Origin of the sequence: Bradyrhizobium sp. AZCC 2262 (genome assembly GCF_036924535.1) — a bacterium.
In the GTDB taxonomy this organism is placed as follows: Bacteria; Pseudomonadota; Alphaproteobacteria; order Rhizobiales; family Xanthobacteraceae; genus Bradyrhizobium.
Genome location: NZ_JAZHRT010000001.1, coordinates 3,682,882 through 3,702,282 on the forward strand (window position 1 = coordinate 3,682,882; position 19,401 = coordinate 3,702,282).

Sequence of the window (19,401 nt, forward strand, 5' to 3'; positions counted from 1 at the left end):
GGGTGTGCCGGCCGCTCACCGCCACGGCCGGGGCGCGCTTACCTTGCGCGCTTTTCTTGGGCGACCCGCCTCGCCGAGATCACACCTGCCTATTCCGAGCCTGCGCAGAACCGGACAGGCGTTGCGCACGAGCGGCCATGCCGCCCGCGACACCAACGCCCAACACATATACCCACCCTTCGTGAAAATCGAACAGGTGGGAATTGAGCAGCGAACTGATGAAGTTCTGAACCACGATCACCAGGCCGATCCATGATGCAAAAAGGGATTCCCGAAACAGCTGCAGATGGAAGTACCACATCGCATAGAGGACGAGGCAACCGAGCACGCCCCACTGGATTGCAACGTAAAGTGTCTGGTTATGCGGGTTGCGGACGATGTTGCCCCATTCGCCGCTCTTGCCTTCGGCTTCGCGACTGAAGAGCTGCTGGGTTGATCCGGTGCCGTGCCCAAAAACCGGCGCCTCGGAAATCGACCTGATGGAAACGCGCCAATACGCCAGTCGCAGGCCATTCGAGGTCGCAGCAGCGGCGGCATTGGTATCACGATCCACATTGGTATCGCGATCCACCCTGTAGTCCTGCACTGTGCGCCCGACCCGGTCACGCAGATAAGGCGATGAGAGCAGAACTCCGGACTCGACGACGGCCGCCAACATCAGAAAATAGATCGCATGTCTCCGGTTCAGATATTTGACGGCAAAGAGGATCAACAACACCGGGAAGTAGAGGAATGCGGTACGGGAAGTCGCGACAAACCGCATGTCGAAGTAGAAGCCCAGCATGACGGCGGCGAAGGCGAAGGTCCACGCGCGATGGCCGTTGGCTGCCAATGACAGAATCAGCGGCGCCATGACAAACAGGCACAGCGCGAACTCGTGGCTTTGATCGATGTAGTTTCTGACCGGCACTCCAGCCAACCCACCCGGCGACGCTTTCCAGTCGGCGAAGTATGTCACCCATGACAATCCCATGAGGAGGACACAGGCAGCAAGGAACGCGAACAACACCCAATGCCCGCGCTCGGAGCGTTCGTAATGATAGAGAAGAAGCGGAACGGCCAGCAGCTTTGATACCGGCGCGACGCCTTGAATTCCTGTCGCCCAGCTGTCCTCGGTCCAGGACAGGCCGGCGAACGCCAGTGCGAGGAAGACCAGCGGCAGGTAACTGGCCGGTGCCCGCAACGCCTCAAGAAACGCCTGCCAGCGGATCGTGGGAACAATCACGAGCAGCCACACCACCATGAAAACGGAAACTGCCGTTGTCGACCATGGCAGCGAAGCGGCGGCCAGTGCCGGGTAAAGGTCGGCGCAGAGAAGCCAGAACCGGGATTGCGGCCACGCGCCGATCAGCGCAGGAATTCCCGGCCGTGCGATGGAAGCAGCGGTCAGCTCTGACATCGCACGCCTACAACGCGATCATGATCTGCGAGGAAGAACCGCAGCGATGCCTGCGGACGCGGTCCTGGAGCGATCGGCTCGGCTTTCGAAAGATCATCTGAAACACGCACATATACGCGACCTTACTGGACAAAGAACTACCTGGACGTGTGGCCTCGCTTCAGGCCCGCCCTCGGAAGGCTCCCAATATCGCTGCGCGCAAACGGCGATTTGTTGAATAATTTCCGGCTGATTTGGGTCATCCAGCCTCCCGCGCAAAAATATTCCGCTTTCCTTCACCCCCAAATCAGTGGCTTTTTACGCACTGTCCCGTCTCGACAAGAGGGGCGGATCGCGCGTCGTCACGAACGCGGGACGGGATGCGGTGGACGCGAGGGCGTCAGGCGCGAAGCGTGTTTGCAGGGCGGTTATCCGTGAGCGAGCACGGCGCGCAAGATGATCGGCGCTTTACGCGTACGGCAAAACCGTGTGGTCCAGACACCCGTGGCTGGTGCCAAGCTGTCGGTGGCGACTTCGATCCAACCGGATCGATCAGCCATCAAGCCGGCAGTGATGGAGGCAAGAGGAATTCGTCTCCAGGGAGAGCGCAGCATAAGCCGTCAACCCATTGCGCAGGGAATGCCGGAGTGCTCCGGCTGTACCTGTATGCTCGTGTGCGCATCTATCTACATCTTGCACACGAGACCGCGGGTGCAGCAAGCACCCGGCATTCCCTGCTCCCTCTCATTTGAGGGAAAGGAATTTCAGCAAAGCTCGGGCGCAACGCGTCGCGAGAACGCAGATACACATTCAGTTGTCGTCACCCGCCTTGTGCGCAATTGCGCACTGGGGCGGGTGACCCAGTATTCCAGAGACGTCGATGATTGAACCGATAGGCCGCGGCGTACTGGATGCCCCGCCTTCGCGGGGCATGACAGCTGGGGCATGGGTGAGGTCTCAGACCATCATGGCGAGGAGCGCGTCTTCGCGCGTCTCGAGCCATGAGGCGCCGATGCGGCCATCAGCGCCTGAAACTCTTGATCTCCGAGACGCTGCCGTCGCGGTAGGTCAATTCGACCGACACCGATTTGGTCGTGGGCGCGAGCTTCAGATACGGCGTCGCGTCATGCGGAATCACGCTGGGGTCCCGGGGATCGCACGGCGGCATTTTCAGCACCTTGTCGGGCACCGTGCTGTCGATGCCGACGCGCACTTCGCGGATCGCGCAGCGATACGACATAAGGTGCGTGTAGTAGACCAGGAGGCCGTTGAATTCGCGGAACGACAGCCAGCTCGTCGCGGTCATGTCGAGGATCTTGCGCTGGTCGCGGATCAGCGCTGCCTCGGGGTCGAAGCGGATCGGGAACGGGCCCTGCAACTCGCCGTTGGTGTCGACATAGCGCACCTGGATCATGGCCGCCGGCGCATCCGCCGGCAGCTCGATCGAGGGGTTGGGCATCCGCTTGCGGGTCCGCGGGTCGAGCGTGTCGATGAAGCCGGTTTCGCGGAAATCGCCGGCGTCGCCCAGCCGCCAGGAAATGCCGAGCGTCGGATCGGCGATCGAGAACACGACAGTCCAGCCGCCATTGTGGCGCGAGAACATCGCGATCGGCGCGTTGACGGAATCGTTCTGCGGCTTGAGCTGCTGCACTGGCGGCAGGGCCGCCAGCTTTTGCAGCGACTCGGCTGGCTTCACCGCCACCTCGGGCTGCGCCTTGCTCGCCATGCCATTCAGAAACACGTCGTCGACCATCTGGTCGAAGTAAACCGGGATCTGCTTGTGGCGGACGGTCTCCGCCATTTCGCTGACCAGCCGCCGCGTGCGCTGCGCGACCTGGACAAGATTGACGCCGGGCTGCGTCAGCTCCTTGGCGAAGGTGCGGGTGAACACCGAATTGGGATTGGCGTCGTCATTGGACAGCCGGTCCAGCGCGGTCTGCCGCGGCCCGGCCGAGAAGATCGAGAACACGCCTTCCGGCAATTGCGTCATCGGCGCAAGCCCGCCACGGCCGGCGATCGCACGCGTGCCGGCGCGCTCGAACGGATTGTTGCGGCAGGCATCGAACACCAGAATGGCTGTGCGCACCTTGCGGTTCTGCATCCGCTCGATGATGCGGTCGGCCAGAACCGAGGCGTCGCGCACCAGCTCTTCCTGGCCTTCCGTCGCCGCCGGCACATCGGTCGGCAGCAGGAAATTCTGGCCGGCAATTTCGAAGCCGTGGCCGGCATAGAAGAAGAACGCGGTGTCGCCTGCCTCGACCGCATTGTCGAACGCCAGCAGCGTCTGGCTGAACGCCTGCCGGTTCTGGTTTTCCGCCACCATCACCGTGAAGCCGAGTTGCTTGAGCGTATCGCCCATGGTGCGGGCATCGTTGACCGCTTTCTGCAGCTTGGGCACGTTCCGGTAGTCGTTATTGCCAACCACCAGCGCAACGCGCTTTTCCGCATGCGCGGGCGCAGCGAATGCGAGGCAGGCCGCCACAATGCCTGTCGCGGCCAGGAGTCCGGAAAACCAGGAGATCATCGAATTCCCCACGCGCACGAATGGTCCTGTTTGGGCCGTGCAAACCGCTTCATGCCATAGTCGGCACGCCATTGACCACGGTTCAACGGTTTCGATTGATTACGAATCCCCCGGCTCGATTTGACGGCCAAATGACGATTCTGGCCGTTATTTGTGCGAAAACATTAAGCTTTTTTGGCCATCCTGTCGTTCCAAGATTGACTTTGGCCATTTCGACCCTATGTTGCGGCTCAACGCGGCCTTGGATCGAAACGCGATTCCCTGGTTTGCCGCTCGTCTGCGTAAGTCAGAGCCCCCAGCTTCCTAAAGCGCGCCGTTTCGGGGCAAAACGCGACAGCCTTTTTACCCTCGATTCCGAACGGCGGTGTCGACTAGAGGCTCAATGTCTTTTTCCCATCTCGGCCTTTCCGATAAGGTCCTCGCCGCTGTGGCGGCTTCAGGTTACACGACCCCTACCCCCATCCAGGAACAGGCGATCCCCCACGTGCTGGCGCGCCGCGATGTTCTCGGCATCGCCCAGACTGGCACCGGGAAGACCGCTGCCTTCGTCCTGCCCATGCTCACCATGCTCGAAAAGGGCCGCGCCCGGGCACGAATGCCCCGCACCCTGATCCTCGAACCGACCCGCGAACTCGCGGCACAGGTGAAAGAGAATTTCGACAAATACGGCGTCGGCCAGAAACTCAACGTCGCGCTCCTGATCGGCGGCGTCTCGTTCGGCGACCAGGACAGTAAACTGACGCGCGGCGTCGACGTCTTGATCGCGACCCCCGGCCGCCTGCTTGACCACACCGAACGCGGTGGCCTCCTGCTCACCGGCGTCGAACTGCTGGTCATCGACGAAGCCGACCGCATGCTCGACATGGGCTTCATCCCCGACATCGAACGCGTCTGCAAGCTGGTGCCGTTCACGCGGCAGACATTGTTCTTCACCGCGACGATGCCGCCGGAAATCAGCCGCATCTCGGAAGCCTTCCTGCACAATCCCGAGCGTATCGAAGTCACGAGGCCCGCCACGACCGCGACAGGCGTGTCGCAATTCAAGGTCCCCGCCGGACGCGAGGTACACGAGAAGCGCGAGATCCTGCGTCGCCTGCTGCGCGACGCCAAGGATCTTCAGAACGCGATCATCTTCTGCAACCGCAAGCGCGAAGTCGCCGTCGTTTACAAATCGCTGCAGAAGCACGGCTTCAGTGTCGGCGCGCTGCACGGTGATATGGACCAGTCGGCCCGCACGGCGGCGCTCGATCAGTTCCGCAAGGGCGAGATTCCGTTGCTGGTGGCCTCCGATGTCGCCGCCCGCGGCCTCGATATTCCAGCCGTTAGCCACGTCTTCAATTTCGACGTGCCGCATCATGCCGACGATTACGTGCATCGCATCGGCCGAACGGGGCGCGCCGGTCGCGCCGGCACCGCGATCTCGATCGTCAGCCCGCTCGACAACAAATCGATTGCTGCGATCGAACGGCTGATCGGCCAGACCATTCCTGCCGCCGAAGGCGACTATGCCGTGCAGTCGGTTTCCTCCGACGAAACCGATCAGCCGCGCGAACATCGCTCACGCGAGGGTTCCCGGGAAGGTTCGCGCGGCGGCCGCAAGCCGCGACGTGAACGCGAGCCGCGCGCCGCCCGGGGTAGCAATGGCAGCGAACGCGAGCCGCGCCCCGCCAGGGATACTGACAAGCGCAGCGATAAGGGCGAACGCGAACCGCGGCATGCCAGGGGCGCGGGCCGCAATGCCGACGCACAGCCGCAGGCAGCGGCCGCAGCTTTCACGCCGCCCGCCCCTGCGCAGCCTTCGCGCGTACCCTCGATCGGTCGTCCGGAACCGCGACGCGCCCAGCGCGACGTTGAATCGGAGCCCGCCGATCACTCGCATCTTCCGGCGTTCCTGCTGCGGCCGGTTCGCGCCCGCGTCTGAACGAATTCGGCATGACCCAGCGGCCGGTTTACCGGCCGTTCACTCTCCTCCATTAGCCTGCCAGCGATAATTTATTCATTCCTGCGCACGGCTACGAGCGGCGCTGCTCGATATTGGGGACGGATCAGTGGTCAAGCTGCTGGACGAACACGAACGCACCTTGGCGTTTGCCGAAGTCGCGTTGGGCCAGATCAAATCCCTCCGGCAGACCGCGGTCCCGCGCAATTACGAAATCTGGTACGTCTATGCGACCGGATACAATGCCCCCCTCAACAAGATCATCAACGAGACGCTGGCGCGCAACGGCAGGCTGAGCGAGTCCGATCTCGAACAGATCTACGAAACCTATCTCTCGCACATCAAGGCTTCCGACCGCATCGACAAGGTCGGCGCGCGCGTGATCGGCGAAATCGACGACGTGATGACCCTGATCACGGATGCGCTCGGCATGTCGCAGAGCTACGACGCCAAGCTGACCGGCGCGAACGAGAGCCTCAGGAACGCAAAGACCCGCGATCAAATCAAGGCGGTCGTCGACGGCCTGATGAAGTCCACCCGCGAGATGCAGGAGACCAACAAGGCGCTGGAGAACCGGCTGTCGCTGTCGAAGACCGAGATCAGCAATCTGCAGCACAGCCTCGAGGCGATCCGCGCCGAAAGCCTGACCGATCCGCTGACCGGATTGGGCAACCGCAAATATTTCGACCGCTCGTTCGAGATGGCGGTGCGGGCGGCGCTGGCAAGCGGCGAGCCGCTGTCGCTCCTGATGTTCGACATCGACCATTTCAAATCGTTCAACGATTCCTACGGCCATCTCACCGGCGATCAGGTGTTGCGGTTGGTTGCGATGTCGCTCAAACAGACCATCAAGGGCCAGGACATTACCGCCCGCTATGGCGGCGAGGAATTTGCGGTGGTGCTGCCCAACACGGGGCTGCGTCAGGCCCTGACCGTCGCCGACCACATTCGCCGCGCCGTGATGGCGAAGGAATTGAAGAAGAAGTCCACCGGCGAAATTCTCGGCCGCGTCACCATCTCCGTCGGCGTCTCCTTGCTGAAACCGGACGATGATACGGATTCGCTGATCGAGCGCGCGGACGCCTGCCTCTACGCCGCCAAGCGTAACGGCCGCAACCGCGTGATCTGCGAAGTCGACCCCGAATACGCCGCCGAGACGCGCAGCCAAGTCGCTTAAGCGCCAATTACCGGCGCGTCGCCTTCCTCGCTTTCGCTGTGCGCCGCTTCGCGGGCGGCTTGCGGCCGACAGCCGGCTTGCTCGCAGCCTTGCTCGAAACCTTCGGCTTCGCCGCCTTGCGCGCCTTCGGCCGCTTGCGCAACGCCGCGCGCTGTGCCGCGGCCAGCGCCGCCCGCGCCCAATCGGCCAGTTCCTCGGAGTCGTCGAACAGCCGCGCCGGCAACTGCCAGTAGGAGTTCACGGTGACGGTCTTGGCGCGTGTTTGATACTGAAACGGCTGCGATCCCTCCGCTTCGAATTGCGGAATGGTGTGGTCATCGGCGCGGAAATAGAGACCGGCGCGCAGCGCGAGCGCGAAGTTGGTGCCGTCGGCGGAAATGCCGAATCCGGAAAACATCTTGCGGATGGTGACGGGGCCGAAATCGGCGAACAGGTCGATCAGGAAGTCGCGGTCCATGTGGCTTCAGCCCCGACGTCGGCCCCTCATGGTGAGGAGCCGCTGGCGGCGTCTCGAACCATGAGGCCCCTATCTCGCTTCCGGCCATCCTTCGAGACGCGCGCAATGCGCGCTCCTCAGGATGAGGTCTGCGTGTGCGGTGATACTACACCTTCGCCGGCGTCAGTTGCACCGATTCGCCGCAACCGCAGGCGGAGACCTGGTTCGGATTGTTGAAGATGAACTGAGCCTGCATCTTGTCGGCCTTGTAGTCCATCTCGGTGCCGAGCAGGAACAGGACGGCCTTGGGATCGACCAGAATCTTCACGCCCCGGTCCTCGACCACTTCATCGGTCGGACGGATCTCATGGGCATATTCCACCGTGTAGGACTGGCCGGCGCAGCCGCCATTCTTGATGCCGACGCGAAGCCCGACGATCTCGGAATCGGCGCGCTTGGTCAGTTCCGTAATCCGCTGCGCGGCTGCCTCGGTCAGTTTCATGACCTGCGGGCGAGGCCGCGGCTTCGGCTTGGCAACGGGCGTGGGTGAAGCTGACGTCATGTCATTCATGTGATCATTCCCAACGGCAAATCAATGCCAGTCATCTTCCCGCAAAGCTGTAAGCACTCACGCAACACTCACCACATATTCAGGACGAGGCGCGCCTCGTCGGACATGCGATCCGGCGTCCAGGCCGGATCCCACACCAGATTGACATTGACGACGCCGACGCCGGGAACGCTGGCGATCGCATTCTCCACCATGGTCGGCAGTTCGCCGGCCGCCGGACAGTTCGGCGTGGTCAGCGTCATCGTCACATCGACGGCACGGTCGTCCTTGAGGTCGACCTTGTAGATCAGGCCGAGTTCATAGATGTCGGCCGGGATTTCCGGATCGAAAACCGTCTTCAGTGCGGCGACGATTTCGGTGCCCAGCCGTTCGGTCTCCTCGGGCGGCAGCGCCGACTGGGTTTCCATGTTGGCGGTTTTGACTTCGGCCGTATCACTCATGAGAACAATTCCCGCGCCTTGATCAGCGCCTGCGCCAGATGGTCGACTTCTTCACGGGTATTATACATTCCAAACGACGCGCGGCAGGTGGCTGTGACATTGAACCGCTCTAAAAGCGGCATCACGCAATGGGTGCCGGCGCGCACCGCAATCCCCTGGCGGTCGATCACGGTCGCGACGTCATGGGCGTGGGCGCCCTTCATCTCGAAGGAAATCACCGGTCCCTTGCCGCGCGCGGTACCGATCAGGCGCAGCGAATTGATCTCGCGGAGACGCTCCTGGGCATAGGTCACAAGATCGTGCTCGTGGGCGGCGATGCGTTCCTTGCCGATCGAAGTGACGTAGTCGATCGCAGCGCCCAGTCCGATCGATTCCACGATCGCCGGCGTGCCGGCTTCGAACTTGTGCGGGGGATCGCCGTAGGTGATCCAGTCCCGGGTGACCTCGCGAATCATCTCGCCGCCGCCGTTGTAGGGCCGCATTGCGACGAGGTGCTCATGCTTGGCATAGAGCACGCCGATGCCGGTCGGGCCGTACAGCTTGTGGCCGGTGAAAACGTAAAAATCAGCGTCGATGTCCTGCACGTCGACCGCCAAGTGCACGGCGGCCTGGCTGCCGTCGACCAGCACCGGGATGCCGCGGGCGTGCGCCAGCTTCACCACGTCCTTGACGGGGACGAGGGTGCCGAGCGCGTTCGACATCTGCGTTATCGCGACGATCTTGGTGCGATCGGTCAAAAGCTTCTCGAACTCGTCGATCAGAAAATTGCCTTCGTCATCGACCGGCGCCCATTTGATCACCGCGCCATGACGTTCCCGCAGAAAATGCCAGGGCACGATGTTCGAGTGATGCTCCATGATCGAGATGACGATCTCGTCGCCTTCACCGATATTCGGCTCGCCCCATGACGACGCCACCAGGTTGATCGCCTCGGTGGCGTTACGGGTGAAGATGATCTCTTCGGTGCGCCCGGCGTTGAGGAATTTTGCTACCTTGGCGCGGCCGCCCTCGTAAGCCTCGGTCGCGGCGTTCGCGAGGTAATGCAGGCCGCGATGCACGTTGGCGTATTCGCTCTTGTATGCTTCCGTCATGCGGTCGAGCACGGCGGTCGGCTTCTGCGCGGAAGCGGCGTTGTCGAGATAGACAAGCGGTTTACCGTAAACCTTCATCGCCAGTGCGGGAAAGTCCTCCCGTACGCGGGCGACGTCATAGGCGCCATTCTTGACGGCCGGATGCATTGTCATCCCCGTGCCTCCAGCCAACGCTGCGCCGCTGCAATCGCGAGTTCGCGCAGATCATCGTTGACGATCGATTCAATGGCCTCGCCGACAAAGGCCTGGATCAGCAGCGCCTGGGCTTCCTTCTCGGACAGGCCGCGGGCGCGCAGGTAGAACAGCAGGCTCTCGTCGAGCGCGCCGGTGGTGGCGCCATGGCCGCAGGTGACGTCGTCGGCGAAGATTTCGAGTTCCGGCTTGTTGTCGGCCTCGGCCTCGTCGGACAGCAGCAGCGCGCGCGTCATCATCTTGGCGTCGGTCTTCTGCGCGTCGGGGCGCACGATGATGCGGCCCTGGAATACCGAATGGGCGCGATCGTCGGCAACGGCGCGGAACACCTCGCGGCTGGCGCAATGCGGCACCGCGTGGTCCATGAACAGCGTCGTGTCGGCATGCTGGCGGCCATTGAGCAGATTGACGCCGTTGGTCTCGACCCGGGAGCCCTCGCCGGCAAACGCGATGGTCGCCTGGTAGCGGCTGACGGCAGCGCCCGAGGCCATGCCAAAGGTGTTGAAGTGCGCATGCGCGCCTAGCGTCACCACGGCGGAGGAAATATTGAAGGCGTCGCGGCCATCCTCGATCAGGCGAACATGGTCGAGCCGCGAATTGTCGCCGATCGCAACGATCAGCGAGTCGTGGACCTGATAGGTCTTCACTCCATCGGCTGCGATGTAGCTTTCGACCAGCGTCACGCTGGAATCCCTGCCGAGCCGCAGCAGCGAGCGGGTGAACATCGCCGCAGGCGTAGCGCTACTGGCGACATGAATAATTTGCAGCGGCTGCTTCAGCACGACGCCGTTGGCAATCTCAATCACCACGCCATCGGTCATCATTGCGCTGTTGAGCGCGACCATCGGATTGGCGTTATCGGGCGCGAGCAACTGCGCCTGCAGCGCGGCGTCACCGGCCTCCAGCACTTCCCGCAGGGTGCGGACGGCAAGGCCGGTCTCCATCCCGTCGAGGTCGGAAAGCTTCGGCGCGAACACGCCGTCCACCAGCACTAGCCGGCGTGCACCCTTGACCGCCTGCAGCTTCACAGCCGTTGCAGCCCGCTTCAGCGCAGCCGCATCGGGTGCTGGCGCGAGCGGCAGCACCTCGCGCATCAGCGCGCGCAGATCGGTGTATTTCCAGTCCTCGAGCCGACGGTGCGGCAGGCCCGTACGTTCATAGGCCTCGAAGGCGACGCTTCGCGCCTCGGCAACCCTGCCCGTGCCCGGCAGCCGGTCGCGCGCGACCGCAAAGCTGTCGTTCAGCGCGCGTCCGGTCTCGTTCTTTGCCAAAGCCAAATTCATCACGATACCTGTCAGGCTGCGTCTTCGAACTGGGCGTAGCCGGAAGCCTCGAGTTCCAGCGCCAGATCCTTGCCGCCGCTTTTGACGACCCGGCCTTTCGACATCACGTGCACGAAATCAGGCACGATATAGTTGAGCAGTCGCTGGTAGTGTGTGATCACCACCATGGCACGATCAGGCGAACGCAGCGCGTTGACGCCGTCGGCAGCCACCCGCAGCGCGTCGATATCGAGGCCGGAATCCATTTCATCGAGGATGCAGACGGCAGGCTCGAACAGCGCCATCTGCAGAATCTCGTTACGCTTCTTCTCGCCGCCGGAAAAGCCGACATTGACGCCGCGCTTGAGCATGTCCTGCGGAATGTTCAGCGACTTTGCGACCTCGCGCACCTTCTTCAGAAAGTCCGGCGTCGAATATTCGCTCTCGCCGCGCGCCTTGCGCTGGGCGTTCAGCGCGGTGCGCAGGAATGTCATGGTCGCAACGCCAGGAATTTCCACCGGATACTGGAACGCCAGGAACACACCCTTGGCGGCGCGCTCGTCCGGCGCCATCTCCAGAAGGTCCTCGCCCTTGAACAAGATCTGGCCATCGGTAACTTCATAGCCCGGCTTACCCGCGATCACGTGGCTCAGCGTCGACTTGCCAGAGCCGTTCGGCCCCATGATCGCGTGCACCTCGCCCGGGTTCACGGTGAGCGTCAGTCCGTGGAGAATCTCACGATCCTCGACGCGAACCTTCAGATCTTTCACTTCGAGCAATGACATATCGTTTTTCCGTTGTTACCCCCGTCCTGAGGAGCGCCGATAGGCGCGTCTCGAAGGACGTGACCGACAATGTTTCCTCTCATCCTTCGAGACGGTCGCTGCGCGCCCTCCTCAGGATGAGGTCCTATCCAACCGATCCTTCAAGACTGATCGAGATTAGCTTCTGCGCCTCAACCGCAAACTCCATCGGCAGTTGCTGCAGCACGTCCTTCACAAAGCCGTTGACGACGAGGCCGACGGCTTCTTCCTGCGAGAGCCCACGCTGGACACAATAGAACAGCACGTCCTCGGAGATTTTCGACGTGGTCGCTTCGTGCTCGAAGGTCGCGGACGAGTTCTTCGCCTCGACGTAAGGAACGGTGTGCGCGCCGCATTTGTCGCCGATCAGGAGCGAGTCACAGGCGGTGAAGTTGCGGGCGCCGGTCGCTTTGCGGTGGGCGGTGACGAGGCCGCGATAGGTGTTTTGGGACACGCCGGCTGCGATGCCCTTTGAGATGATCCGGCTGGTGGTGTTCTTGCCGAGATGGATCATCTTGGTGCCGCTATCGACCTGCTGGTGACCGTTCGAGATCGCGATCGAGTAGAACTCGCCGCGCGAATTGTCGCCGCGCAGGATGCAGCTCGGATATTTCCAGGTGATCGCCGACCCGGTCTCGACCTGGGTCCAGGAGATTTTTGAATTGTTGCCGCGGCAGTCGCCACGCTTGGTGACGAAATTGTAGATGCCGCCGACGCCTTCGGAATTGCCGGGATACCAGTTCTGCACCGTCGAATATTTGATCTCGGCATCGTCGAGCGTGACGAGTTCGACCACGGCGGCATGCAACTGGTTCTCGTCGCGCTGCGGTGCGGTGCAGCCCTCGAGATAGCTGACGTAAGCGCCCTTGTCGGCGATGATCAGCGTGCGCTCGAACTGGCCGGTATTGCGCTCGTTGATGCGGAAATAGGTCGACAGCTCCATCGGGCAGCGCACACCCGGCGGCACGTACACGAACGAGCCATCGGAGAACACCGCCGAGTTCAGCGTCGCGAAGTAATTGTCCGAGGTCGGCACGACCGAGCCGAGATACTTCTTCACCAGTTCGGGGTGTTCGCGGATGGCCTCCGAGATCGGCATGAAGATCACGCCGGCGGCCTTCAATTCCTTCTGGAAGGTGGTGGCGACTGAAACCGAGTCGAACACGGCATCGACCGCGATCTTGCGCTCGCCTTCCGGCTTCACGACGCCTTCCAGCACCTCGACTTCGCGCAGGGGGATGCCGAGCTTCTCGTAAGTCTTGAGGATTTCCGGATCGATTTCGTCGAGCGAGCCGATCTGCTTCTTCGGCTTCGGCGCCGAGTAGTAGTAGAGATCCTGGTAGTCGATCTTGGGGTAGTTCACGCGAGCCCAGGTCGGCTCCGTCATGGTCAGCCAGCGGCGATAGGCCTCCAGGCGCCATTCCAGCATCCAGGCCGGCTCGTTCTTTTTCGCGGAAATGAAGCGGACGGTGTCCTCCGACAGTCCCTTGGGGGCCTTGTCGGACTCGATAAGCGTCTCAAACCCATATCGGTACTGGTCGACGTCGATGCGCCTGACGCGCTCGACCGTCTCTTGTACGGCTGGCATTCACATCCTCCGCTCGCGGTTTCAAGGACCGCGGTGGAACAATTCCAAATCAGTGCCGAAGCGTTCCGGCGAAACGCGCTTAGAACGGTTCAACCTGTGTTTCGTCGCCCTTTAAGTAAGGCATCGGCAAGCTTTCGCCAAGCCTCCAGGGCCAAATCAATGTCTGCCTCTGATGTAGACCAGCCCATACTGAGCCGCACCGCTCCCTGCGCCAGTTCCTTGCCAAATCCCATAGCAGCCAGGACGTGCGACGGCTGGACCTTGCCGGACGAACAAGCAGAGCCGGACGATACCGCAATACCGCCGAGATCGAAGCCGATCACGGCTGTTTCGGCCTTAAGGCCGGGAACCGTGAACAAGGTGGTATTAGTTAACCGCGGCACCTCCGCCGAAAATACAATCATACCAGAGGTTTGCTGGAGCCCCTTCTCAAGTCGCTCGCGCAAGGCGTGCAGACGTGTGGCATCCCCCGCCAGCGCGGCCATTGCGGCTGTCGTCGCCGCACCGAAGGCCGCGATGCCTGCGACATTCTCAGTCCCGGCCCGGCGCCCCAGTTCCTGCCCGCCGCCGCGCAGCAGCGGCTCCAGACCCTGCATGTCCTCGGCTAGAACCAGCGCACCGACGCCCTTCGGACCACCAACCTTGTGCGCGGAAAGCGTGATCAGATCGGTTCTCAAAGATTTGATATCAAACGATATTTTTCCCAGCGCCTGGATTGCATCGACATGCAGCAGCCCGCTTGCTTCATGCACGATGCCAGCGACTTCGCCGACCGGTTGAAGCGCGCCGGTCTCGTTATTGGCCAGCATGACCGAGACAAGCGCTGGCTGCCCAACCGCAAGAAGCCTCCGCAGATGCTCGATGTCGATCAGGCCGGATCCGGTGACCTGGATGGTCTCGATCGCCTCGGGCGGGAAACGCCCCCCTGACAGCACCGACGTATGTTCGATGGCCGAGACCAATAGCCGCTGGACCGGTTCGCCCGTGCCCCGGCGTAGTCCTGGCGTCAGCGCCAGCGCATTCGCCTCGGTACCACCAGACGTAAACACCACATCCTGCGGCCGGGCGTCGACGGCCCCGGAAATGGCGGCGCGGGCGTCCTCGACCAGCCGGCGCGCCTGACGCCCTTCCGCGTGGACGGAGGACGGGTTGCCGGCCATGTGCCAAGCGACCGCCATCGCCTGCCTGGCCTCAGGGCGAAGCGGCGTCGTCGCATTCCAGTCGAGATAGACCCGGTCGGACATTTCCGTACAATATTACCTATATCGGCGAGTAACTGCCGCGAGCCTCGGCCCCACGCCGGCGCCAGACGCCTTATGGCAATTGGGGATCGCGCCGTCTCTTACAATCATCGCCTAACGCCTTGAGCTGCCTTCCAGATGTTCAAGATGCTTGCTTTTCGCCCCTCGCCTCATGCTAGAAGGCCGCAACCAGTTCACGGGAGCGCCCGTTCGCGCATCGCCAACGACGCGTGATCACATTTTCTCCGCCGGATCACGTCCGTTGCCTAGGGATCATCAATGCCTGAAGTAATTTTCACCGGCCCCGCGGGCCGCCTCGAAGGCCGTTACCATCCGGCCAAGCAGAAGAACGCGCCGATTGCGATGATCCTGCATCCGCATCCGCAGTTCCACGGCACGATGAATCACCAGATCGTCTACCAGTGCTACTACGCGTTTGCGCATCGCGGCTTTTCGGTGCTGCGTTTCAATTTTCGCGGCGTCGGCCGCAGCCAGGGGTCGTTCGATCACGGCACCGGTGAGCTTTCCGACGCGGCGTCCGCGCTCGACTGGGCGCAGACCATCAACCCCGAAGCGCGCGCTTGCTGGGTCGCCGGCTTTTCGTTCGGCGCCTGGATCGGCATGCAGCTTCTGATGCGCCGGCCCGAAGTTGAAGGCTTCATCTCGATCGCGCCGCCCGCCAATCTCTACGACTTCTCCTTCCTTGCCCCCTGCCCGTCGTCCGGCCTGATCGTGCATGGCGAGAAAGACGCGGTGGTGCCGCCAAAGGACGTCAACACGCTGGTCGAGAAGCTGAAGACCCAAAAGGGCATCGTGATCGATCAGCAGATCATCCCCGGCGCCAATCACTTCTTCGACGGCAAGCTGGAGCCGCTGATGGAGACGGTGACCGGCTATCTCGACATGCGGCTCGCCAACGTTCGCTAAGACAGTTCGCCCACTTGTAGCCCGGATGGAGCACAGCGAAATCCGGGGCCGCTGCAAGCGGTGACGATTCCCGGATTGCGCTGCGCTCCATCCGGGCTACAGGCTCACGTCGGCGCGAACTTCAGCGCCGCGATCCCGATCAGCACAAGCACAATACCTGCAATCTTCATCGGGCTCAGCGCCTCGCCGAACAGCAGCACGCCCATGGTCAAGGTGCCGACCGCACCGATGCCGGTCCACACCGTGTAGGCGACGCCGATTTCCAGCACCTGCAGTGCCCGCCCAAGCAGGAAGACGAACGCGGCCAGCAATACCAGCGAGACGATGCTCCAGCCGAGGCGCGTGTAGCCGTCGGCATATTTCATCGCGATCGCCCAGCCGACGTCGAGAAGGCCGGCGGTTACAAGTGCTACCCAGGCGATCTGCGGCGACATGGTCGTGCTATGCGGCGAGCTTCAGCATATGCGCGTCATGGCGCACCAGGAACGCGTGCAGCAATTGCGGATAATCGGGCCCGACTGCCGTGCGCGCGCTCGGCCGCTTCGCCAGCGCCACTCGCCATGCCCGCACCTTGGGCGCGTCGGCAAAGACCGAGAGATCGGTCAGTTGATCGAACACGTCGAAATAGCGGAAGATCGGCGCAAACACCGCGTCCACCAGGCTGAAATTCTCTCCCGCAAAATATGGACCCGCGCCCAGCGCCTCCTCGACGCGCGCAAACTTCGCGGCGACCGCCCGCCGTTTGCTCTCGAAGATTGCGGGATCGCCCGTCGTCTCCAGGCCCCATAATTCGCTGAGAATGGTCGAACCGAATTCCATCCAGGCGCGGTGCTGCGCGCGCTTGAGCGCATCACGTGGATGCAGTTTCGCACCAGCTTGCGTTTCCTCGATATATTCGCAGATGACATTGCTCTCGAACAGCGCCGCGCCTCCGTCGGTCTCAACAAGCAGCACCGGCACCTTGCCGAGCGGCGAAATCTTCAGAAACCAGTCCGGCTTGTTGGCGAGATCGATATCGATGCGCTCGAACGGAACGCCCTTTTCGTTCAGCGCGATCACCGCGCGCTGCACATAGGGGCAAAGCTTGTGGCTGATCAGTTTCAGGGCGGCCATGGCAAATCCTCTGATTAATGCACCTGCATCTATTTAGATGCAAGTGCATCAAAATGTCAACCGGTCGCTGGCACGCGCCGCACAACAAAGTGTGTGCACGTTGGTGCACTTCGACATCCAATCGATGAAGACGTTGAGAGAACGCTCGGGCGTCAGGGCCGCGCGATCATCCCGCCGGTCATGGGAAACGGCACGCCCGTGGTGGCGGGATAGCTCAACGGCAGGCCTTTCAGGCCCCGCGCCGCCAAAAATCCGAACGCCTGGGCCTCAATGGCGTCGGACGCCCAACCCAGTGTGTCCGCGGCGCGGACAGTCGCCGGCGCCAGGCACTCGCGCAGCATCCGCAGCATGGTCAGGTTGCGGGCGCCGCCACCGGCCACGATCCAGTTCTTGGGTTCCTTCGGCAGCAGCGGCGCCACGCGGGCGATCGCGGCGACGGTAAACGCGGTCAGCGTCGCCGCGCCATCCTCGGGCGGTGTATCGCTGAGCTTCAGCCCCGCAAAATCGTTGCGGTCGAGCGATTTCGGCGGCGGCAGCGAAAAGAACGGCATCTTCAGCGCGCGGGCGATCCAGGCTGCATCGACCTTGCCCAGCGCGGCGGTGCGGCCCTCGGTATCGAAACGCTGGTTCATGCGGCGGAACATGTGGTCGTCGAGCAGCGCGTTGCCCGGACCAGTGTCGCAGGCGATCAGCGTGTCGCCGTCGATATAGGTGATGTTGGCGACCCCGCCGATATTGACCACGACGGTCGGCCCCTCCCACTCCAGCGATTGGGCGAGGGCGCGGTGATAGACCGGCACAAAGGGCGCACCCTGCCCGCCGGCTTCGACGTCGGCGGCGCGGAAATCGTACATGACCGGGATGCAAATCGTCTTGGCGAGCGTCAGCGCGTCGCCGATCTGGACCGTCAGCTTTTTCTCGGGCCGGTGCAGCACGGTCTGGCCGTGAAAGCCGACGATGTCGATGTCGTCAAAGCGCATCCGGTGTTGCGCGGTAAAGGCGGCCACCGCCTCGGCATGCGCAGATGTCACGACCCGCTCGGCCTCGCGCAGGCAGCCGGGCCGCGCCGCGCGATCCGGCAGGTCGGCTGCCTCGTACAGCGCCTGGCGCAGCAGGCCGCGCTCGGAGTCGGTATAGGGCCGGTATCCGGACGGTCCCAGGGCGTTCACCCGGCGGCCGTCGGTTTCGATCAAAGCGACATCGACCCCGTCGAGCGAGGTGCCGCTCATCAAGCCTAATGCCGTCAACATCATAGCAAATCGTGCCTTTGAAACGCCCTGCTCGATACGTCCCGCCGACGACGACCAGCTTGTGCCAAACACGCACATCTTATAATGCCACAGCGCCCGCCTTTGCGGCAGCCCGTTCCGCCATGGTTCCGCAAAACAGTTACAATTACAGTGAAAATAGAATGATCAAAGCAGCCCGGCCATGACCGCATTTAAATCAGATTTCCTGAACATTTTACAGGAACGCGGCTTCATCCACCAATGCTCCGATTTCGAGGGGCTCGACGCGCTTGCCGCGAAGGGCCAGGCGACCGCCTATGTCGGCTACGACTGCACGGCGCCGTCGCTGCATATCGGCAACTACCTCACCATGATGATGCTGCATTGGCTGCAGCAGAGCGGCAACAAGCCGATTACCCTGATGGGTGGCGGCACCACCATGGTCGGCGACCCCTCCGGCAAGGATGAATCGCGCGCCATCCGCTCGATCGAGGAAATCGAGGCCAACAAGGCCTCGATCCGCGGCGTGTTCGCGAAGGTACTGCGCTACGGCAACGGCCCGAGCGATGCCATCATGCTCGACAATGCGGAGTGGCTGACGAAACTGAACTGGATCGAGATGCTGCGCGATATCGGCCGGCATTTCTCCGTCAACCGCATGCTGACGATGGACTCGGTGCGGCTCCGTCTCGAACGCGAGCAGGAGATGAGCTTCATCGAATTCAACTACATGGTCTGCCAGGCCTACGACTTCGTCGAGCTGGCGCGGCGCACGGGATGCCGGTTGCAGATGGGCGGGTCCGACCAGTGGGGCAACATCGTCAATGGCGTCGATCTCGGCCGCCGCATGGGGACAGCACAATTGTTCGCGCTGACGACGCCGCTGCTGACGACGGCTTCAGGCGCCAAGATGGGCAAGACCGCGCAGGGCGCGGTCTGGCTCAATGCCGACCAGTTCTCACCTTACGATTTCTGGCAATACTGGCGCAACGTCGAGGACGCCGACGTCGTAAAATTTCTAAAGCTGTTCACGATCCTGCCGATGAGCGAGATCGCAAAGCTGGCGGCGCTGCAGGGCGGCGAGATCAACGAGGCCAAGAAGGTTTTGGCGACAGAGGCCACCGCATTGTTGCACGGCCGCGACGCCGCCAACATCGCCGCCGAAACCGCCCGGCAGACGTTTGAGCAAGGCGCGATCGCGGAGAGCCTGCCCACCGTGGAAGTTTCGCGCGGCGAGCTCGAAGCCGGCGCCGGTGTGCTGGGGTTGTTCGTGAAAGCGGGTCTCGTGGCCTCGAACGGCGAGGCACGACGCCAGATCAAGGGCGGCGGCTTGCGCGTCAACGATGCCGCCGTCACCGACGAGAAGATGGTTCTGACGCCGTCCAACCTCACGCCGCAAGGCGTCATCAAGCTTTCCATGGGGAAGAAAAAGCACGTCCTGTTGAAACCCGCCTGATCGGGCGTGCATAGGCGCATTCGCTTTTGATGCT

The 19,401-nt window shown here is 62.5% G+C and carries 17 protein-coding genes; 4 read left to right on the forward strand and 13 right to left on the reverse strand.

Annotated elements, in window-relative coordinates; genetic code table 11:
• Positions 1–79: 79 nt before the first annotated feature.
• Positions 80–1,399 (reverse strand): O-antigen ligase family protein, encoded by a 1,320-nt coding sequence (locus tag V1283_RS17540; RefSeq protein ID WP_334387702.1) that lies wholly within the window; start codon positions 1,397–1,399, stop codon positions 80–82.
• Positions 1,400–2,399: 1,000 nt separating this feature from the next.
• Positions 2,400–3,902, reverse strand: coding sequence for a caspase family protein (locus tag V1283_RS17545; RefSeq protein ID WP_334387703.1), 1,503 nt, complete (start codon positions 3,900–3,902; stop codon positions 2,400–2,402).
• 382 nt (positions 3,903–4,284) lie between these two features.
• Between V1283_RS17545 and V1283_RS17550 the strand changes: the two genes are divergently transcribed.
• Together V1283_RS17550 and V1283_RS17555 are read left to right on the forward strand one after the other, a co-directional pair.
• A complete protein-coding gene (locus V1283_RS17550; protein WP_334387704.1) occupies positions 4,285–5,823 on the forward strand; it encodes a DEAD/DEAH box helicase in 1,539 nt (512 codons plus the stop codon).
• A gap of 127 nt (positions 5,824–5,950) precedes the next feature.
• The gene (locus V1283_RS17555; protein WP_334387705.1) at positions 5,951–7,018 is read left to right on the forward strand and encodes a GGDEF domain-containing protein; all 1,068 of its coding nucleotides are present in this window, start codon (positions 5,951–5,953) and stop codon (positions 7,016–7,018) included.
• Positions 7,019–7,025: 7 nt separating this feature from the next.
• Here V1283_RS17555 and V1283_RS17560 read toward each other — a convergent pair whose 3' ends face one another.
• The 8 genes from V1283_RS17560 to V1283_RS17595 form a co-directional block, all read right to left on the reverse strand.
• Complete coding sequence (locus V1283_RS17560; RefSeq protein ID WP_334387706.1) at positions 7,026–7,475, reverse strand: TfoX/Sxy family protein; 450 nt, start codon at positions 7,473–7,475, stop codon at positions 7,026–7,028.
• A 145-nt stretch (positions 7,476–7,620) separates the two neighbouring features.
• Positions 7,621–8,016 (reverse strand): HesB/IscA family protein, encoded by a 396-nt coding sequence (locus V1283_RS17565; protein WP_334393094.1) that lies wholly within the window; start codon positions 8,014–8,016, stop codon positions 7,621–7,623.
• Between the two features lie 77 nt (positions 8,017–8,093).
• On the reverse strand, positions 8,094–8,465 hold the full coding sequence (locus V1283_RS17570) for an SUF system Fe-S cluster assembly protein (RefSeq protein WP_161854417.1): 372 nt from the start codon (positions 8,463–8,465) through the stop codon (positions 8,094–8,096).
• Positions 8,462–9,709: a cysteine desulfurase gene (locus V1283_RS17575; RefSeq protein WP_334387707.1), complete on the reverse strand. Its 1,248-nt coding sequence runs from the start codon at positions 9,707–9,709 to the stop codon at positions 8,462–8,464. The genes V1283_RS17570 and V1283_RS17575 overlap by 4 nt, the downstream gene beginning before the upstream one ends.
• Positions 9,706–11,031, reverse strand: a complete 1,326-nt coding sequence (sufD, locus tag V1283_RS17580; protein ID WP_334387708.1) for a Fe-S cluster assembly protein SufD — start codon at positions 11,029–11,031, stop codon at positions 9,706–9,708. The genes V1283_RS17575 and sufD overlap by 4 nt, the downstream gene beginning before the upstream one ends.
• Positions 11,032–11,042: 11 nt before the next feature.
• Complete coding sequence (gene sufC, locus V1283_RS17585) at positions 11,043–11,795, reverse strand: Fe-S cluster assembly ATPase SufC (protein WP_334387709.1); 753 nt, start codon at positions 11,793–11,795, stop codon at positions 11,043–11,045.
• Positions 11,796–11,919: 124 nt separating this feature from the next.
• Positions 11,920–13,401: a Fe-S cluster assembly protein SufB gene (sufB, locus tag V1283_RS17590; RefSeq protein ID WP_334387710.1), complete on the reverse strand. Its 1,482-nt coding sequence runs from the start codon at positions 13,399–13,401 to the stop codon at positions 11,920–11,922.
• 89 nt (positions 13,402–13,490) lie between these two features.
• Complete coding sequence (locus V1283_RS17595) at positions 13,491–14,645, reverse strand: cysteine desulfurase family protein (protein ID WP_334387711.1); 1,155 nt, start codon at positions 14,643–14,645, stop codon at positions 13,491–13,493.
• A 276-nt stretch (positions 14,646–14,921) separates the two neighbouring features.
• Between V1283_RS17595 and V1283_RS17600 the strand changes: the two genes are divergently transcribed.
• A complete protein-coding gene (locus V1283_RS17600) occupies positions 14,922–15,569 on the forward strand; it encodes an alpha/beta hydrolase (protein ID WP_025589847.1) in 648 nt (215 codons plus the stop codon).
• Between the two features lie 104 nt (positions 15,570–15,673).
• Here the strand turns inward: V1283_RS17600 and V1283_RS17605 are convergent, their stop codons facing one another.
• The 3 genes from V1283_RS17605 to V1283_RS17615 all read right to left on the reverse strand — a co-directional run bounded on the left by V1283_RS17605 (position 15,674) and on the right by V1283_RS17615 (position 17,935).
• Positions 15,674–16,003 (reverse strand): DMT family transporter, encoded by a 330-nt coding sequence (locus tag V1283_RS17605; RefSeq protein ID WP_334387712.1) that lies wholly within the window; start codon positions 16,001–16,003, stop codon positions 15,674–15,676.
• 7 nt (positions 16,004–16,010) lie between these two features.
• Positions 16,011–16,682 (reverse strand): glutathione S-transferase family protein, encoded by a 672-nt coding sequence (locus V1283_RS17610; protein ID WP_334387713.1) that lies wholly within the window; start codon positions 16,680–16,682, stop codon positions 16,011–16,013.
• 152 nt (positions 16,683–16,834) lie between these two features.
• Positions 16,835–17,935 carry an anhydro-N-acetylmuramic acid kinase gene (locus V1283_RS17615; RefSeq protein ID WP_334387714.1) on the reverse strand — a complete coding sequence of 367 codons (1,101 nt, stop codon included), beginning with the start codon at positions 17,933–17,935 and terminating at the stop codon, positions 16,835–16,837.
• 178 nt (positions 17,936–18,113) lie between these two features.
• Between V1283_RS17615 and tyrS the strand changes: the two genes are divergently transcribed.
• The gene (gene tyrS, locus V1283_RS17620; protein ID WP_334387715.1) at positions 18,114–19,367 is read left to right on the forward strand and encodes a tyrosine--tRNA ligase; all 1,254 of its coding nucleotides are present in this window, start codon (positions 18,114–18,116) and stop codon (positions 19,365–19,367) included.
• Positions 19,368–19,401: the final 34 nt, after the last annotated feature.

Excerpts from the sequence above, each read along its gene's own strand:
- V1283_RS17560 (WP_334387706.1), bottom strand. The coding sequence starts at position 7,475 with ATGGACCGCGACTTCCTGATCGACCTGTTCGCCGATTTCGGCCCCGTC.
- tyrS (WP_334387715.1), top strand. The coding sequence starts at position 18,114 with ATGACCGCATTTAAATCAGATTTCCTGAACATTTTACAGGAACGCGGC.
- V1283_RS17545 (WP_334387703.1), bottom strand. The coding sequence starts at position 3,902 with ATGATCTCCTGGTTTTCCGGACTCCTGGCCGCGACAGGCATTGTGGCG.
- sufD (WP_334387708.1), bottom strand. The coding sequence starts at position 11,031 with ATGAATTTGGCTTTGGCAAAGAACGAGACCGGACGCGCGCTGAACGAC.
- sufB (WP_334387710.1), bottom strand. The coding sequence starts at position 13,401 with ATGCCAGCCGTACAAGAGACGGTCGAGCGCGTCAGGCGCATCGACGTC.
- V1283_RS17610 (WP_334387713.1), bottom strand. The coding sequence starts at position 16,682 with ATGGCCGCCCTGAAACTGATCAGCCACAAGCTTTGCCCCTATGTGCAG.
- V1283_RS17595 (WP_334387711.1), bottom strand. The coding sequence starts at position 14,645 with ATGTCCGACCGGGTCTATCTCGACTGGAATGCGACGACGCCGCTTCGC.
- sufC (WP_334387709.1), bottom strand. The coding sequence starts at position 11,795 with ATGTCATTGCTCGAAGTGAAAGATCTGAAGGTTCGCGTCGAGGATCGT.
- V1283_RS17570 (WP_161854417.1), bottom strand. The coding sequence starts at position 8,465 with ATGAGTGATACGGCCGAAGTCAAAACCGCCAACATGGAAACCCAGTCG.
- V1283_RS17575 (WP_334387707.1), bottom strand. The coding sequence starts at position 9,709 with ATGACAATGCATCCGGCCGTCAAGAATGGCGCCTATGACGTCGCCCGC.
- V1283_RS17600 (WP_025589847.1), top strand. The coding sequence starts at position 14,922 with ATGCCTGAAGTAATTTTCACCGGCCCCGCGGGCCGCCTCGAAGGCCGT.
- V1283_RS17540 (WP_334387702.1), bottom strand. The coding sequence starts at position 1,399 with ATGTCAGAGCTGACCGCTGCTTCCATCGCACGGCCGGGAATTCCTGCG.
- V1283_RS17565 (WP_334393094.1), bottom strand. The coding sequence starts at position 8,016 with ATGACGTCAGCTTCACCCACGCCCGTTGCCAAGCCGAAGCCGCGGCCT.
- V1283_RS17605 (WP_334387712.1), bottom strand. The coding sequence starts at position 16,003 with ATGTCGCCGCAGATCGCCTGGGTAGCACTTGTAACCGCCGGCCTTCTC.
- V1283_RS17615 (WP_334387714.1), bottom strand. The coding sequence starts at position 17,935 with ATGATGTTGACGGCATTAGGCTTGATGAGCGGCACCTCGCTCGACGGG.
- V1283_RS17550 (WP_334387704.1), top strand. The coding sequence starts at position 4,285 with ATGTCTTTTTCCCATCTCGGCCTTTCCGATAAGGTCCTCGCCGCTGTG.